Source organism: Azoarcus olearius (assembly GCF_001682385.1).
Taxonomy (GTDB): Bacteria; Pseudomonadota; Gammaproteobacteria; order Burkholderiales; family Rhodocyclaceae; genus Azoarcus; species Azoarcus olearius.
This window is the reverse complement of sequence record NZ_CP016210.1, coordinates 1444658-1457797: the sequence shown is the minus strand read 5'-3', so window position 1 is coordinate 1457797 and position 13140 is coordinate 1444658. Positions and strand designations below refer to the sequence as shown.

At 70.2% G+C, this 13140-nt stretch carries 14 protein-coding genes; 9 read left to right on the top strand and 5 right to left on the bottom strand.

The genetic code is table 11. The annotated features are described in order from the left end of the window. Window positions 1-302: 302 nt before the first annotated feature. From ettA to dqs_RS06815, 5 genes are read left to right on the top strand one after another with little or no spacing between them, the layout of a single operon-like run. On the top strand, window positions 303-1967 hold the full coding sequence (gene ettA / locus dqs_RS06835; RefSeq protein WP_065340016.1) for an energy-dependent translational throttle protein EttA: 1665 nt from the start codon (window positions 303-305) through the stop codon (window positions 1965-1967). Window positions 1968-1986: 19 nt separating this feature from the next. After that, window positions 1987-3129, top strand: a complete 1143-nt coding sequence (locus dqs_RS06830) for an MlaE family lipid ABC transporter permease subunit (protein ID WP_011765007.1) — start codon at window positions 1987-1989, stop codon at window positions 3127-3129. Beyond that, entirely contained in the window at window positions 3126-3908 is a 783-nt protein-coding gene (locus dqs_RS06825; protein ID WP_011765006.1) for an ABC transporter ATP-binding protein, read from the top strand. The genes dqs_RS06830 and dqs_RS06825 overlap by 4 nt, the downstream gene beginning before the upstream one ends. Window position 3909: 1 nt before the next feature. Continuing rightward, on the top strand, window positions 3910-4851 hold the full coding sequence (locus dqs_RS06820; protein WP_011765005.1) for an MlaD family protein: 942 nt from the start codon (window positions 3910-3912) through the stop codon (window positions 4849-4851). Beyond that, window positions 4848-5492: an ABC-type transport auxiliary lipoprotein family protein gene (locus dqs_RS06815; protein WP_011765004.1), complete on the top strand. Its 645-nt coding sequence runs from the start codon at window positions 4848-4850 to the stop codon at window positions 5490-5492. Before dqs_RS06820 ends, dqs_RS06815 begins: the two co-directional genes overlap by 4 nt. Window positions 5493-5505: 13 nt before the next feature. Here the strand turns inward: dqs_RS06815 and dqs_RS06810 are convergent, their stop codons facing one another. Further along, window positions 5506-7152, bottom strand: a complete 1647-nt coding sequence (locus dqs_RS06810) for a DUF342 domain-containing protein (RefSeq protein ID WP_065340015.1) — start codon at window positions 7150-7152, stop codon at window positions 5506-5508. A gap of 194 nt (window positions 7153-7346) precedes the next feature. Here dqs_RS06810 and purT point away from each other — a divergent pair, with 194 nt between their 5' ends. Next, window positions 7347-8528, top strand: coding sequence for a formate-dependent phosphoribosylglycinamide formyltransferase (gene purT, locus dqs_RS06805; protein ID WP_065340014.1), 1182 nt, complete (start codon window positions 7347-7349; stop codon window positions 8526-8528). 11 nt (window positions 8529-8539) lie between these two features. Here purT and dqs_RS06800 read toward each other — a convergent pair whose 3' ends face one another. Both dqs_RS06800 and dqs_RS06795 read right to left on the bottom strand, forming a co-directional pair. Beyond that, window positions 8540-8785 (bottom strand): VF530 family protein, encoded by a 246-nt coding sequence (locus dqs_RS06800; RefSeq protein ID WP_065340013.1) that lies wholly within the window; start codon window positions 8783-8785, stop codon window positions 8540-8542. Beyond that, complete coding sequence (locus tag dqs_RS06795) at window positions 8782-9267, bottom strand: acyl-CoA thioesterase (RefSeq protein ID WP_011765000.1); 486 nt, start codon at window positions 9265-9267, stop codon at window positions 8782-8784. The genes dqs_RS06800 and dqs_RS06795 overlap by 4 nt, the downstream gene beginning before the upstream one ends. A gap of 157 nt (window positions 9268-9424) precedes the next feature. Here dqs_RS06795 and dqs_RS06790 point away from each other — a divergent pair, with 157 nt between their 5' ends. Further along, on the top strand, window positions 9425-10438 hold the full coding sequence (locus tag dqs_RS06790) for a DnaJ C-terminal domain-containing protein (RefSeq protein ID WP_065340012.1): 1014 nt from the start codon (window positions 9425-9427) through the stop codon (window positions 10436-10438). Between the two features lie 67 nt (window positions 10439-10505). Then, entirely contained in the window at window positions 10506-10799 is a 294-nt protein-coding gene (locus tag dqs_RS06785) for a hypothetical protein (RefSeq protein WP_011764998.1), read from the top strand. A 6-nt stretch (window positions 10800-10805) separates the two neighbouring features. On the opposite strand, the gene dqs_RS06780 is transcribed toward dqs_RS06785, so the two are convergent. Next, complete coding sequence (locus tag dqs_RS06780) at window positions 10806-12077, bottom strand: LCCL domain-containing protein (protein ID WP_065340011.1); 1272 nt, start codon at window positions 12075-12077, stop codon at window positions 10806-10808. Between the two features lie 35 nt (window positions 12078-12112). Further along, the gene (locus dqs_RS06775) at window positions 12113-12325 is read right to left on the bottom strand and encodes a dodecin (protein ID WP_011764996.1); all 213 of its coding nucleotides are present in this window, start codon (window positions 12323-12325) and stop codon (window positions 12113-12115) included. A 182-nt stretch (window positions 12326-12507) separates the two neighbouring features. Between dqs_RS06775 and dqs_RS06770 the strand changes: the two genes are divergently transcribed. After that, window positions 12508-13134 carry a LemA family protein gene (locus tag dqs_RS06770; protein WP_011764995.1) on the top strand — a complete coding sequence of 209 codons (627 nt, stop codon included), beginning with the start codon at window positions 12508-12510 and terminating at the stop codon, window positions 13132-13134. Window positions 13135-13140 lie beyond the last annotated feature (6 nt).

Below are 13140 nucleotides of genomic sequence, written 5' to 3'. Positions count from 1 at the left end.
GGAGGCTAGGAGGGGGATGGGGTTTGGAGCGCGCTGCATCTGACCCCATCCCCACCCCCGCCCTCCCCTTGAAGGGGAGGGAGCAAGCCGGTTCAGCCCGATAGCTGGAGCCAGCAAGCACCGTCGTTCGGTCGACGGCGGGCACCGCCGCCGAAACCCCTGCGCCGCCCCCCCTCGAAGAGAAGGCACGAGGAGCCCGAGCCGCGCGTCCCGGCTTCGCTCCCTTGAAGGCGGAGGCGTAAAACCGCCGCTGCCTGCGGTAGACTCGAAACCTTCATGCCATCCCCAACCAACGGAAACCCATGGCCCAGTACGTAATGTCGATGCTCCGCGTGTCCAAGATCGTTCCGCCCAAGCGGCAGATCATCAAGGACATTTCGCTCTCCTTCTTCCCCGGCGCCAAGATCGGCCTGCTCGGCCTCAACGGCTCGGGCAAGTCCACCGTGCTGCGCATCATGGCCGGCGCGGACAAGGAATACGACGGCGAGGTTCAGCACCTTGCCGGCCAGCGCATTGGTTACCTGCCGCAGGAGCCTGAACTCGATCCCGCCAAGACGGTGAAGGAAGAAGTGGAATCGGGCCTCGGCGAAATCCTCGAGGCGCGCCAGAAGCTCGAAGAGATCTACGCCGCCTACGCCGAACCCGATGCCGACTTCGACAAGCTCGCCGAAGAGCAGGCGCGCTACGAGAACATCCTGGCCACCGCCGGCGCCGACATCGAAACCCAGATGGAGATCGCCGCCGACGCGCTGCGCCTGCCGCCTTGGGACGCGGTCATCGGCAACCTGTCCGGTGGCGAAAAGCGCCGCGTCGCACTGTGCAAGCTGCTGCTGTCGCGGCCCGACATGCTGCTGCTCGACGAACCCACCAACCACCTCGATGCCGAATCGGTGGAATGGCTCGAGCAGTTCCTCACCCGCTTCCCCGGCACCGTGGTGGCGGTCACCCACGACCGCTACTTCCTCGACAACGCCGCCGAGTGGATCCTCGAACTCGACCGCGGCCATGGCATCCCCTGGAAGGGCAACTACTCCAGCTGGCTGGAGCAGAAGGGCCAGCGCCTGGAGCAGGAAGCCAAGCAGGAAGCCGCCCACATGAAGGCGATGAAGACCGAGCTGGAATGGGCGCGCTCCAATCCCAAGGCGCGCCAGGCCAAGTCCAAGGCCCGTCTGGCCCGCTACGAGGAAATGGCCAGCGTCGAATACCAGCGCCGCAACGAGACCCAGGAAATCTTCATTCCGCCCGGCGAGCGCCTCGGCGACAAGGTCATCGAGTTCCACAACGTCAGCAAGGCCTTCGGCGACAAGCTGCTGATGGACAGCGTTAACTTCAGCATCCCGCCGGGCGCCATCGTCGGTGTCATCGGTCCCAACGGCGCCGGTAAATCGACGCTGTTCAAGATGATCGAGGGCCTCGACAAGCCGGATTCCGGCGAAGTGGTGGTCGGCCCCACGGTCAAGCTCGCCGCGGTGGACCAGTCGCGCGCCGGCCTGGCCAACGACAAGACGGTGTTCGAGGCCATCTCCGACGGCGCCGACATCCTCACCGTCGGCCGCTTCGAAATGCCCAGCCGCGCCTACATCGGCCGCTTCAACTTCAAGGGCGGCGACCAGCAGAAGATCGTCGGCAACCTGTCCGGCGGCGAACGCGGGCGGCTGCACCTGGCCAAGACGCTGATCGCCGGCGGCAACGTGCTGCTGCTCGACGAACCGTCCAACGACCTCGACGTGGAAACCCTGCGGGCGCTCGAAGACGCGCTGCTGGAATTCGCCGGCTGCGCGATGATCATCTCGCACGACCGCTGGTTCCTCGACCGCATCTGCACCCACATCCTGGCGGCCGAAGGCGATTCGCAATGGACCTTCTTCGCCGGCAACTACCAGGAATACGAGGAAGACAAGAAGAAGCGCCTGGGCGAGGAAGGCGCCAAGCCCAAGCGCATCCGCTACAAGCCGATCACGCGCTAAGGCCCGGCCGCGCCCGCCCATGAGCGACACTTCATCGAGCGGACGCGCGGAACTGCTGGCCGCGGCCGGCGGTGGCGTGCTGCGCCTGAGCGGCGACTGGACGCTGGCCCACTACCGCAGCATCGCCGACACGGTGTCCGCGCTGCGCGCAAACGTGCAGCACGGCACCGCGGTCGATGCGAGCGGACTCGGCGCGCTTGACACCGCGGGCGCCAGCCTGCTGGTGCAACTGCTTGGCCACGACGGCCTGCAAGCGCTCAGCACAGATCCGGCGCTGGCGCCCGAGCGGCGCGCGCTGCTGCGCGCGGTGGCGGACGCGCTGGCCACCCCGCCGGAACCCGAGCCAGCGGACACCGGCTCCGCGCTCGGCGACGTGCTGGAACACATCGGCATCGCGATGGGCGTGTTCTGGCGCCACGCTGTGGGGCTGCTCGGCTTCATCGGCCTCACGCTCGAATCCGCCTTCCGCATCATCGCGCAGCCGGCCCGCTGGCGCCTGACCGCGCTCGCCGCCAATCTCGAGAAGACCGCGCTCGACGCGGTGCCCATCGTCGCGCTCCTCACCTTCCTCGTCGGCGCGGTGGTGGCCTTCCTCGGCGCCACCGTGCTGGCGGATTTCGGCGCCAGCATCTTCACGGTGGATCTGGTCGCGTTTTCCTTCCTGCGCGAATTCGGCGTGCTGCTCACGGCCATCCTGGTCGCCGGCCGCACCGCCAGCGCCTTCACCGCGCAGATCGGCTCGATGAAGGCCAACGAGGAAATCGACGCGATCCGCGTGCTCGGGCTCGACCCCGTCGAGCTGCTGGTGCTGCCACGCGTGTATGCGCTGCTGCTGGCGCTGCCGATGCTCACCTTCGTCGCGATGCTGTCGGGCATCGTCGGCGGCATGCTGGTGTGCGCGCTCACGCTCGACATCTCGCCGGTGATGTTCCTGTCGATCTTCGAGAACGACGTCGGCCTGCGCCACTTCATCGTCGGCATCGCCAAAGCGCCGATCTTCGCCTTCCTGATCGCGGTGATCGGCTGCCTCGAAGGCTTCAAGGTCAGCGGCAGCGCGCAGTCGGTGGGCGAGCACACCACCTCGGCGGTGGTGCAATCGATCTTCGTCGTGATCGTGGTGGACGCGGTCGCCGCGCTGCTGTGCATGGAGCTGGGCTGGTGAGCGCCGATCACATCATCGAGGTGCGCGGCCTGCGCAACCAGTTCGGCAGCCAGGTGGTGCACGACCAGCTCGACCTCGATGTGCGCCGCGGCGAGATCCTCAGCATCGTGGGCGGCTCGGGCACCGGCAAGTCGGTGCTGTTGCGCACCATCGTCGGGCTCAACCGGCCCGCCGCGGGCAGCGTGCGGGTGTTCGGGGAAGACCTGCTGACGCTGGCGCCCGCCGCGCGTTCGCGGCTTGAGCGCCGCTTCGGCGTGCTGTTCCAGCAGGGCGCGCTGTTTTCCTCGCTGACCGTGGCGGAGAACGTCGCGGTGCCCCTCATCGAGCATGCCGGACTTGCCCGCAAGGAGGCGCTGCGGCTCGCCGGTCTCAAGATTGCGCTTGCCGGCCTGCCGCAGAGCGCGTGCGCCAAGTACCCGGCGGACCTCTCCGGCGGCATGGTCAAGCGCGCCGCGCTCGCCCGCGCGCTGGCGCTCGACCCCGACATCCTGTTCCTCGACGAACCCACCGCAGGGCTGGACCCGATCGGCGCCGCCGCCTTCGACCAGCTCATCCTCACCCTGCGCGACGCGCTCGGGCTGACGGTGTTCATCGTCACCCACGATCTCGACACCATCTACACCATCACCGACCGCGTCGCGGTGCTCGCGCGCCGGCAGGTGCTGGTCAACGACCGTCTGGCGGTGGTCGCGGCCACCGACGACCCCTGGATCCAGGACTATTTCCACGGCCCGCGCGGCCGTGCCGCGCAGGTGGCTGCCGCGCAACCGGAGAACTGACATGGAAACCCGCGCCCATCATGTGCTGATCGGCCTTTTCACCGTGCTGGTGGTGGGTGCCGCCCTCAGCTTTGCGCTGTGGCTGGGCAAGGTCGACAGCGACACCCAGTTCAACCTCTACGATGTGGTGTTCGAGGAAGCGGTCAACGGGCTGTCCAAGGGCAGCACGGTGGAATTCAACGGCATCAAGATCGGCGAGGTCAGCAACCTGCGGCTGGACCCCAAGGACCCGCGCCGCGTGCTCGCCCGCATCCGGGTGGACAGCGCCGCGCCGATCCGCAGCGACACCCGCGCCCGCCTCGCGCCGCAAGGCATCACCGGCATCTACACGATCCGCCTGAGCAGCGGCAACGATCCCGGCAGCGTGGCGCTGGAACCGCGCCAGGGCGAGGTGCCGGTCATCATCGCCGACCCCTCGCCGCTGTCGCGCCTGCTCGCCAACGGCGAGGACGTGATGGTCAATGTGAACGAACTGCTGATGCAGGCGCGCGTGCTGTTCTCGGCCGAGAACGCCGCCAGCCTGGGGCGCACGCTGGGCCACCTGGAGCAGACCACCGGCGCGCTCGCCGCGCAGCGCGAGGACATGGGCCGCGCACTGCGCGAACTCGCGCGCGCCAGCGAGCAGGCCAACGCCGCGCTCGCGGAGGCGACGAAGATGATGAGCGCCACCAACCGCCTGATCGACACCCAGGGCAAGGAGACGCTGCAGAGCGCGCAGCGCTCGATGGCCGCCTTCGAGCAGGCGATGCAGACGGTAGACAAGCTGGTCGCCGACAACCGCGGCCAGCTCGACAGCGGCATGCGCGGCATCGCCGACCTCGGCCCGGCGCTCAGCGAGCTGCGCCGCACGCTCGCCTCGCTGCGCACCATCACCCGCCAACTGGAAGACAGGCCGGCCGACTACCTGCTCGGCCTCGAACCGACCAGGGAATTCCAGCCATGACCGCCTCCCCCGCCCCGCGCCGCCTCCACCGCCTCCGTCCGCTCGCCACCGCGTTGCTCGTCGCGGCCCTGGCGTCGGCCTGCTCGATACTGCCAAAGCCCGAGCCGGTGGACGTTTACCTGCTGCCCGCCACCCGCACCCCGCCCGCGGCATCACCGGCGCTCGCGCTCGCGTTGCGCGTGGCCAAGCCGGAGACGAGCCTGCACCTGGCCGGCCAGCGCATCGTGGTGCTGCCCGAGGGCGACCGCGTCAGCGTTTACAAAGGGGCGAGCTGGAGCGACCCGGCGCCGCTGCTGGTGCGCAACCGGCTGCTCGACGCCTTCCACGGCGACGGCCGCATCGCGGCGCTGAGCAGCGACGACCGGAGCCTGCACGCCGACCTCGAACTCGACAGCGACCTGCGCGCCTTCCACAGCGAATACCGCGATGGCCGCCCGGAAGCGGTTGTCCGGCTGGACGCCCGGCTGGTGGCGCCAGCCTCGCTGCGCATCCTCGCCAGCCGCCGCTTCGAAGTGCGTCATCCGGCCGCCAGCGCCGACGTGAAGGACGTGGTGCGCGCCTTCGGTGCCGCGGCCGATGCGCTGAGCGCCGAGGTGGTGGCGTGGACGCTGGAGAACGCCGCAGCGCCGGCCGCGCGCTGAGCGAAGGCCGCGGCTAGACCGGGGCCGCCGGCACCGCGTCCTCGGCCGGCAGCAGCGCCAGCCCCTGCTCACCCAGCCCGATGGCGCCCGCGCCGTGCTCGCCGCTGACGCGGTAGCGCTGGATGCCGAGCGTCACCACGACCCCGTCGTACATCGCCTGCTCGGCCACGACCCGGGCATTGCGCGCGAGGTCCGCCTTCTGCGCGAGCGCGCTTTCGGTCTCGCGCAGCGCGACGATTTCGGCTGACAGCCGCGCAGCGGTATGGGCGGCCTTCTCCACGGTGGCGGGCGGCAGGCGGCCCGGGTTGTGATCGGCAAATGCGAGCAGCTTGCTCACCTCCAGCAACTGGGTTTCCTCGCCGTCGCGCTGGCGCGCCAGCTCCGCCAGCTGCTTGTGCAGGGCCGGCGGGGTGCCGATCTCGAAACGGGTTTCGATGCGGTTGGGCGAGCCGAGCACGCGTGCGGTCACCGACAGCGTCGCCTGCAACCGCCCGCCGATCACATGGCCACGGCGGCGCTGGCCCACGCGGATGTGGTTGGCGGCGAGCAGATCGCACTGCATCGCGATGTCGTCGATGAAGATGCTGTCGCCCGCCTCCACCCGCACCTGCTGCGCGTAGGCCGCAGAGAAGTCGCCGCCGCAACTGATGTGGTGGTCGCCGGCATCCTTGCGGCCCAACCGGCCGATGACGCCGCCCTTGACCACGATGCTGCCGCCCGCTTCCAGCGTCGCCGACTCCACCACGCCGCCGATCTCGATGTCGCCGGTGGCGCTCACCCGCATGCCGGCGGCGACGTCGCCGCGGATCTTCACGCTGCCGTCGAAGCGGATGTTGCCGCTCGCCATGTTCACCGCCTCGACGCTGAACACCGGCTCCACCATGATCCCGCCCCGCACCTGCACCGGCTGGCCCGCGCAGGCGGCGATCAGCAGATTCGGGTCATCCGCCGCGGGCGCCACGCCGGCCAGGCCGGGCGCAAAGGCGATGTCCTTGCCCGCGCGCGGCGGAATCGCGGCCCCGCGCACGGTGATGCCCGACGTGCCCGGGGTGGGCGGATGGCGCCGCATCAGCGCCTCACCGGCGCGCACCACCTGGATCTCGCCGAGGTCGCGGTAGTCGATGTGGCCGCTCGCATCCAGCTGCGGGCGGCGGTCGCGCGCGGCCGGCAGCAGGCACTCCAGGCGGCCGTCCTCGCCGGCGACCGGCGCCCGGCCGCGGGCGATCTCGACGTCCTGCGCCGCCCCGTCCGCGATCGCCTGGTTGATCGCATCGAGCGCGATCCCTTCGGTGATGCCCTTGGCGCCCAGTTCGGCGAGCACCGCTTCCTTGCTGATCGGCGTGCCGCCCTGCGCGGGCGTAATGTCCAGCGTCGCCAGCAGCGCGTCGGGCGCGATCCGCACCGCAAGGGCCGCATCGACCGCAGTCGCCAGCGCCAGCCCCGCCACCGCCGCGCCGCCCGCGTACTGTTGCAGCAGCAGTTCGCACGCCGCGGCGTCGCGCCGGAAGCGGCCTGCGCCTGCCTCGGCAATGCGCTCCTCCAGCCATGCGGCATCGATCGCCGCGACCTCCGGCTGCGGCACCAGCGAGGCGAGCAGCACGCGCCCGGTCGCATCCAGTTGCAGGCTCAGGCCCGCGCCACGGGTGTCCAGAGTGTTCATGCGCCGTCTCCCTGCGCGCCGCTGCGGGGCGGGCGCGCCATGTTGTCGTTGTGGGCCGATTATCGCGCCCGTGCGCGGACAGGGCCATGACGCGCGACACGCGGCGCCCCGGCACGGACAGGCAGCGCCGCGGCCCTTGCCCACGGCGGCCGCGGTTGCCACAATCCGGGCCTTTCCCGCCCAGGACCGCCGCCATGCCCCGTATCGGAACCCCGCTCTCCCCCACCGCCACCCGCGTGCTGCTGTGCGGTTCCGGCGAACTGGGCAAGGAAGTCGTGATCGAGCTGCAGCGCCTCGGCTGCGAAGTGATCGCGGTCGACCGTTACCCCAACGCCCCGGCGATGCAGGTGGCGCACCGCAGCCACGTCATCAGCATGCTGGACGGCGCCGCGCTGCGCGCGGTGATCGAGCAGGAAAAGCCGCACTACATCGTGCCGGAGATCGAGGCCATCGCCACCGCCACGCTGGTGGAGCTGGAAGCCGAGGGCTACACCGTGATCCCGACCGCGCGCGCCGCGCAACTCACCATGAACCGCGAAGGCATCCGCCGTCTGGCCGCCGAGGAACTCGGCCTGCCGACCTCGCCCTACCGCTTCGCCGACAGCTACGAGGACTACGCCGCGGCGGTCGCGGCGCTCGGCTTCCCCTGCGTGGTGAAGCCGATCATGAGTTCGTCGGGCAAGGGCCAGAGCCTGCTGCGCGGGCCGGACGACGTGAAGAAGGCATGGGACTACGCGCAGGAAGGCGGGCGCGCCGGCAAGGGCCGCGTCATCGTCGAGGGCTTCATCGACTTCGACTACGAGATCACCCTGCTGACCGTGCGCCACGCCGGCGGCACCACCTTCTGCGCGCCGGTCGGCCACCGTCAGGAAAAGGGCGACTACCAGGAATCCTGGCAGCCGCAGCCGATGAGCGCGAAGGCCATCGCCGAATCCGAGCGCATCGCGCTCGCCGTCACCGGCGCGCTCGGCGGCCGCGGACTGTTCGGCGTCGAACTCTTCATCAAGGGCGACATGGTGTGGTTCAGCGAGGTCTCGCCGCGCCCGCACGACACCGGGCTGGTGACGCTGATTTCGCAGGATCTGTCGGAATTCGCGCTGCACGCGCGCGCCATCCTCGGCCTGCCGATCCCGGCGATCCGCCAGGTGGGGCCGTCGGCCTCGGCGGTGATCCTGGTGGAAGGCGAATCGACCCAGCCGAGCTTCTCCAACCTCGGCGCCGCGCTCGCCGAGCCGGACACCGCGCTGCGCCTCTTCGGCAAGCCGGAGGTGAAGGGCCAGCGCCGCATGGGCGTGGCGCTGGCGCGCGACGAGTCCATCGAGGCCGCACGCGCCAAGGCGCTGCGTGCCGCGCAGGCGGTGAAGGTCGAGCTTTAAGGAGAGGCGGCTCAGCGCCGCCGCACCAGTTCCACGTACAGTGCTTCCACCTGCGCCCGCGCCCACGGCGTGCGGCGCAGGAATTTGAGGCTGGAAGCGATGCTGGGGTCGAGGTTGAAACAGCGGATGTCCACGCGGCGGCCGAGTTCGCTCCAGCCGTAGTGCGCCACCAGTTCGTTCAGCAGCCGCTCCAGCGTAACGCCGTGCAGCGGGTCACGGCTGGCCGCCTGAGCGCCGGCGTCGGTCGCGCCGCTCATGCGCTTGCCGGCTTCAGCGCCTGCTGGCGCGCCTCGAACTCCTGGCGCAGTTCGCGCCGCAGCTTTGCAGCCTGGTAGCGGCGCTCCTCGTCCGGAGTGGAAGGCTGCAGCTGCGGAACCGTCGTGGCACGGCCGTTCTCATCCACCGCCACCATCGTGAAGAAGCAGCTGTTGGCGTGGCGAACACGCTTGCCGCGGATGTTCTCGGCCAGCACCTTGATGCCGATTTCCATCGAGGTCTTGCCGGTGTAGTTCACCGACGCGAGGAAGGTGACGAGTTCGCCGACATTGATCGGCTCGCGGAACATCACCTGATCAACCGACAGCGTGACGACGTATTCGCCGGCGTAACGGCTGGCGCAGGCGTAGGCCACCTGGTCGAGCAGCTTCAGGATGGCGCCGCCGTGGACCTTGCCGGAAAAATTGGCCATGTCCGGCGTCATCAGCACGGTCATGGCGAGTTGGTGATTGGGCAACTGCATGGAGACTCCGCAAGCCTGGGCCGCACCGGCCGCCCGCGTGCAGGCAATGAAGAGGCGGGCGCCGCAAGGGTAAGCCAGCACGGAACAGCGCGCAAAGCCCGCGCGGGGCGATAATGCAGCCCCGCCGCTTCCAGCCCCCACCTACCGCCCGGCCGTCATGGACCCCTATTCCCTGCTCGACATCGCCCCCGGCGCGGATGCGGCCGAAATCAAGCGCGCGTTCCGCCGCCTGGCGATGCGCTGGCACCCCGACCGCAACCCGGCGCCCGAAGCGCACGATCACTTCAATGCCTTGCGCGCCGCGCACGACAGCCTGCTTGCCGAGCTGGCGGCCGGAACCGCCGCGGGCGACGACGAGGACCTGGCCGACACCGAGGACGAAGCGTCTGCGCCAGCCCCACGCCGACGCGGCCCGGACCGGCGCCAGACGCTGGAGATCCGCATCGAGGACGCCTGCCTCGGCGGCGAGAAGATCGTCGTGGTGGCTGATGAAAGCGTGTGCGGCCACTGCCACGGCAGCGGCGAAACCGCGCTGGCGCACACGCGGCTGTGCGCTACCTGCCACGGCTCCGGCCGGCTGCGGGCGGCGCGCGGGCTGGTGCAGTGCGCGGTCTGTGGCGGCCGCGGTTTCGTCAGCAAGGCGGCGTGCGCGCACTGTGGCGGCAGCGGCCGCGAACGTACGGAGCGCCGGCTGGCGGTGCAGCTTCCGCCGGGATTGCTCGCGGGCGACGAACTGCGGCTGGCGGGCGAAGGCGAGGCCGCGGCCGACGCCAGCGCGCCGCCGGGCGACCTGCGGCTGACGATCGCGCTGGCGCCCCATCCCCTGTACCGCGCCGAAGGGCGCGACCTCCACCTGCGCCGGCCGCTCAGCGTGTTCCGCCTGCTCGCCGGCGGCGACATCGACATCCCCCTGCCCGGCGGATGCCGCACCGCCACGCTGCCGCCCGGCGGCGCGACGCGCCAACTGCGGCTGGAAGGCGCCGGCATCCCGGGGCGCGGCGGGCGTCCGGGCGGCGCGGCCATCATCGAGCTGGCACCGCTGCTGCCGGAGGCGGTGGACGCGGCGACGCGCGAAGCGCTCGATGCCGCGGACCTGCTGATGAAACGGCGCTTCTACGCCGAGTTGCCGGAACTCGCCGACTGGGAAGCGCGCTGGCTCGACGCGGATTGAGCGTCGATGGCACTCCGCGCGGGGCGGCACGGTCAAACCGGCTCACCCCCGTTGGAGAGGCGCAGCCATGAACCTGCATTCGATCGAATCCCTGATGGCCGACATCGAAGAGGAGGATCCGCTCGACCTGGGCGACCTCGCGATCGACGAGACCGAGGCGCGCCGGTTGATGGCGAGCCACTTCTGCGAGATCGACGAACGCCTGTCCGAGCACGGGCTGGACGCCGAGGCGCGGCTTGAGATCATGGCGGCGATCGCCGCGCATACGATGACCGAGAACATGATCCTGCATCTCGGTCGCCTGCGCGCCAGCAGCGGCGATGACTTCCACGCCTGGATGCGGCGGCACGGCATCGGCTGAGGCGGGTTACTGAAAGCGGATGCTGAGCGGATAGGCGCCGTAGTCGCTACTGCGGACCCCGTTGCGCTCGCTGCCGCTGTACATGGCACGGCCGTCCGCATACACCACGGTGACGGTGCCGCCCTCGGTGCCGATGCGCCCTGCGTGAACCGCGGCGCGGCACAGGCGGGAATCGGCGGTGTAGGGGTCAGAACCCCACACCGAACCCTGCAGCGTGTCGCCCGCGGCGCAGCGGCACACGTGCGGCGTTGCCAGATTGGGGTTGATCGCAAGAAAGGTCGGGCACGGTTCGGGCTGCGCCGGCTGCGCGCTGCCGACGAAGTGGATCGCGGGGTGGTAGGGGCCGTAGTCGCTGGTGCCGATGCCGTTGCGGCTGGTGCCGACGTAGAGTTCGCGCCCATCCACCCGCTCCACCACCACCCGCCCGCCGCTGCGCGGGATGACGCCCGCATGTACCGCCGCCTTGCACAGGGCCGAGTCCGCGGTGTAGATGTCGGAACCCCACACCGAGCCCTGCGACGACACCACGGTGCCGCAGGTGCAGGCATAGGGGCTGGGCAGTTGCGGGTTGATCGCGTAATAGCCGGGACACGGCTCGGCGCCATCGTCCGCTGCCGCGGCGGACGCCTCCGGCGCGGCGGAACCCGCTGGCGGCGCCGCAGGCCCCGTGGCGGTCGCGACCAGCGGCCCCGCCGGTGTCACCAATGTGGCCGACGGCTGTGCCGCGCTAGTGCTGCCGCCCGCTTCTTCGTGCGCTGGCGTCAGCCAGCTCCACACCCCCACCGTCAGCAGCGACATCAGCACGCCCAGGCCCGCGCCCAGCCCGACCATCTTCGTGGCGGCCGAAGGCCGGCGCGCCGCCTGCGCCGGAGGGGCAACCGCGCGCTCGCCGCGAATGGCGTTGGCGAGCCGCGCCCAGTGGGTCTCCAACGGCGGCGCCCAGGCGTCGATCCAGTGTTCGGAAGAAACGAAGAGTTCCAGCGAGCGGTCGGGCTGGACCTCTTCGATCCGCACCAGGAACAGCGGCTTGTCCTTGCTCGCCGCGCGCTCCAGCTCGCGCCGGACGAAGGGCGAACGGTTGGCCTGCGCCGACAGCAGCAGCACGAATACCGCGCAGCCCTCGATGCCGTCGAGAATCTCCTCGGCGTACTCGCGGCCGGGCGTCACGTCGCGGGGCGCGATCCAGCACGGCACCCCCGCGCCTTCGAGGAAAGCGCACAGCGCAGTGGCGATGCGCGCGTCCTCCGACGCATGGCTGATGAAGGCCTTCCTGCTCACGCGCCCTCCCCTGGCGCGCCGGCAGCCGGCGCGCCCTATTCGTTCTCGATGCGGAAGCCCACCTTCAGCGTCACCTGGAAGTGGGCCACCCTGCCATCCACCACATGGCCGCGGGTCTCGGTCACCTCGAACCAGTCGATGTGCCGCACGGTCCTTCCCGCTGCCTCGATGGCATTGCGAATGGCATCATCGACGCCCGTTTGCGACGAGCCGACAAGTTCTACGAGCTTGTACACATGGTCCGACATGGCAGCCTCCTGGCCGTGGCATCGCTTCAGTATAGGAAGCGCGCCGCGCCCCTGCCGGAGCCGCACGGCATGCGCGCACGGGCATGACGCTGGTAAAGTGCCGGGGTCTCCAGCGCGTGCAGCCGCCCCCGGCGCAGCCCCGGGCGGCGCCGAGCCCCCAACCCGAACAGCGAAGGACGACCATGCCCATTTCCCTTTTCCGACTTGCGCGCCTCGCCGCGATCGCCGCGTTCGCCGCCCTGCTGAGCGGCTGCGGCTACAACGACTTCCAGCGCCTCGATGAACAGAGCAAGGCCGCCTGGGCCGAAGTGCTCAACCAGTACCAGCGCCGCGCCGACCTCATCCCCAACCTGGTGAATACGGTCAAGGGCGAAGCCAGCTTCGAGCAGGAAACGCTGACCCGCGTGATCGAGGCCCGCTCGCGCGCGACCGCGATCCAGGTGACGCCGGAAATGCTCGACGACCCGGACGCGATGGCGCGCTTCCAGCAGGCGCAGGGGCAACTCGGCAGCGCGCTGTCGCGGTTGCTCGCGGTGGCGGAGAACTACCCCAACCTGAAGGCCAACCAGGGCTTCCAGGATCTGCGCGTGCAGCTCGAAGGCACCGAAAACCGCATCACCGTGGCGCGCAACAAGTACATCCAGAGCATCCAGGAATACAACGTGCTGGCGCGCAGCTTCCCCACCAACCTCACCGCGATGGTGTTCAGCTACAAGCCCAAGGCCGGCTTCACCGTCGCCAACGAAGCCGAAATCTCGCGCCCGCCCACGGTCGATTTCGGTACCCCGCCCGCCCAGCCGGCGCGCTGACCGCCC

What these genes read in the sequence shown, in the direction of transcription:
- ettA (WP_065340016.1), top strand. Translation starts at nt 303, where the DNA reads ATGGCCCAGTACGTAATGTCGATGCTCCGCGTGTCCAAGATCGTTCCG.
- dqs_RS06830 (WP_011765007.1), top strand. Translation starts at nt 1,987, where the DNA reads ATGAGCGACACTTCATCGAGCGGACGCGCGGAACTGCTGGCCGCGGCC.
- dqs_RS06820 (WP_011765005.1), top strand. Translation starts at nt 3,910, where the DNA reads ATGGAAACCCGCGCCCATCATGTGCTGATCGGCCTTTTCACCGTGCTG.
- dqs_RS06815 (WP_011765004.1), top strand. Translation starts at nt 4,848, where the DNA reads ATGACCGCCTCCCCCGCCCCGCGCCGCCTCCACCGCCTCCGTCCGCTC.
- dqs_RS06810 (WP_065340015.1), bottom strand. Translation starts at nt 7,152, where the DNA reads ATGAACACTCTGGACACCCGTGGCGCGGGCCTGAGCCTGCAACTGGAT.
- purT (WP_065340014.1), top strand. Translation starts at nt 7,347, where the DNA reads ATGCCCCGTATCGGAACCCCGCTCTCCCCCACCGCCACCCGCGTGCTG.
- dqs_RS06800 (WP_065340013.1), bottom strand. Translation starts at nt 8,785, where the DNA reads ATGAGCGGCGCGACCGACGCCGGCGCTCAGGCGGCCAGCCGTGACCCG.
- dqs_RS06795 (WP_011765000.1), bottom strand. Translation starts at nt 9,267, where the DNA reads ATGCAGTTGCCCAATCACCAACTCGCCATGACCGTGCTGATGACGCCG.
- dqs_RS06790 (WP_065340012.1), top strand. Translation starts at nt 9,425, where the DNA reads ATGGACCCCTATTCCCTGCTCGACATCGCCCCCGGCGCGGATGCGGCC.
- dqs_RS06785 (WP_011764998.1), top strand. Translation starts at nt 10,506, where the DNA reads ATGAACCTGCATTCGATCGAATCCCTGATGGCCGACATCGAAGAGGAG.
- dqs_RS06775 (WP_011764996.1), bottom strand. Translation starts at nt 12,325, where the DNA reads ATGTCGGACCATGTGTACAAGCTCGTAGAACTTGTCGGCTCGTCGCAA.
- dqs_RS06770 (WP_011764995.1), top strand. Translation starts at nt 12,508, where the DNA reads ATGCCCATTTCCCTTTTCCGACTTGCGCGCCTCGCCGCGATCGCCGCG.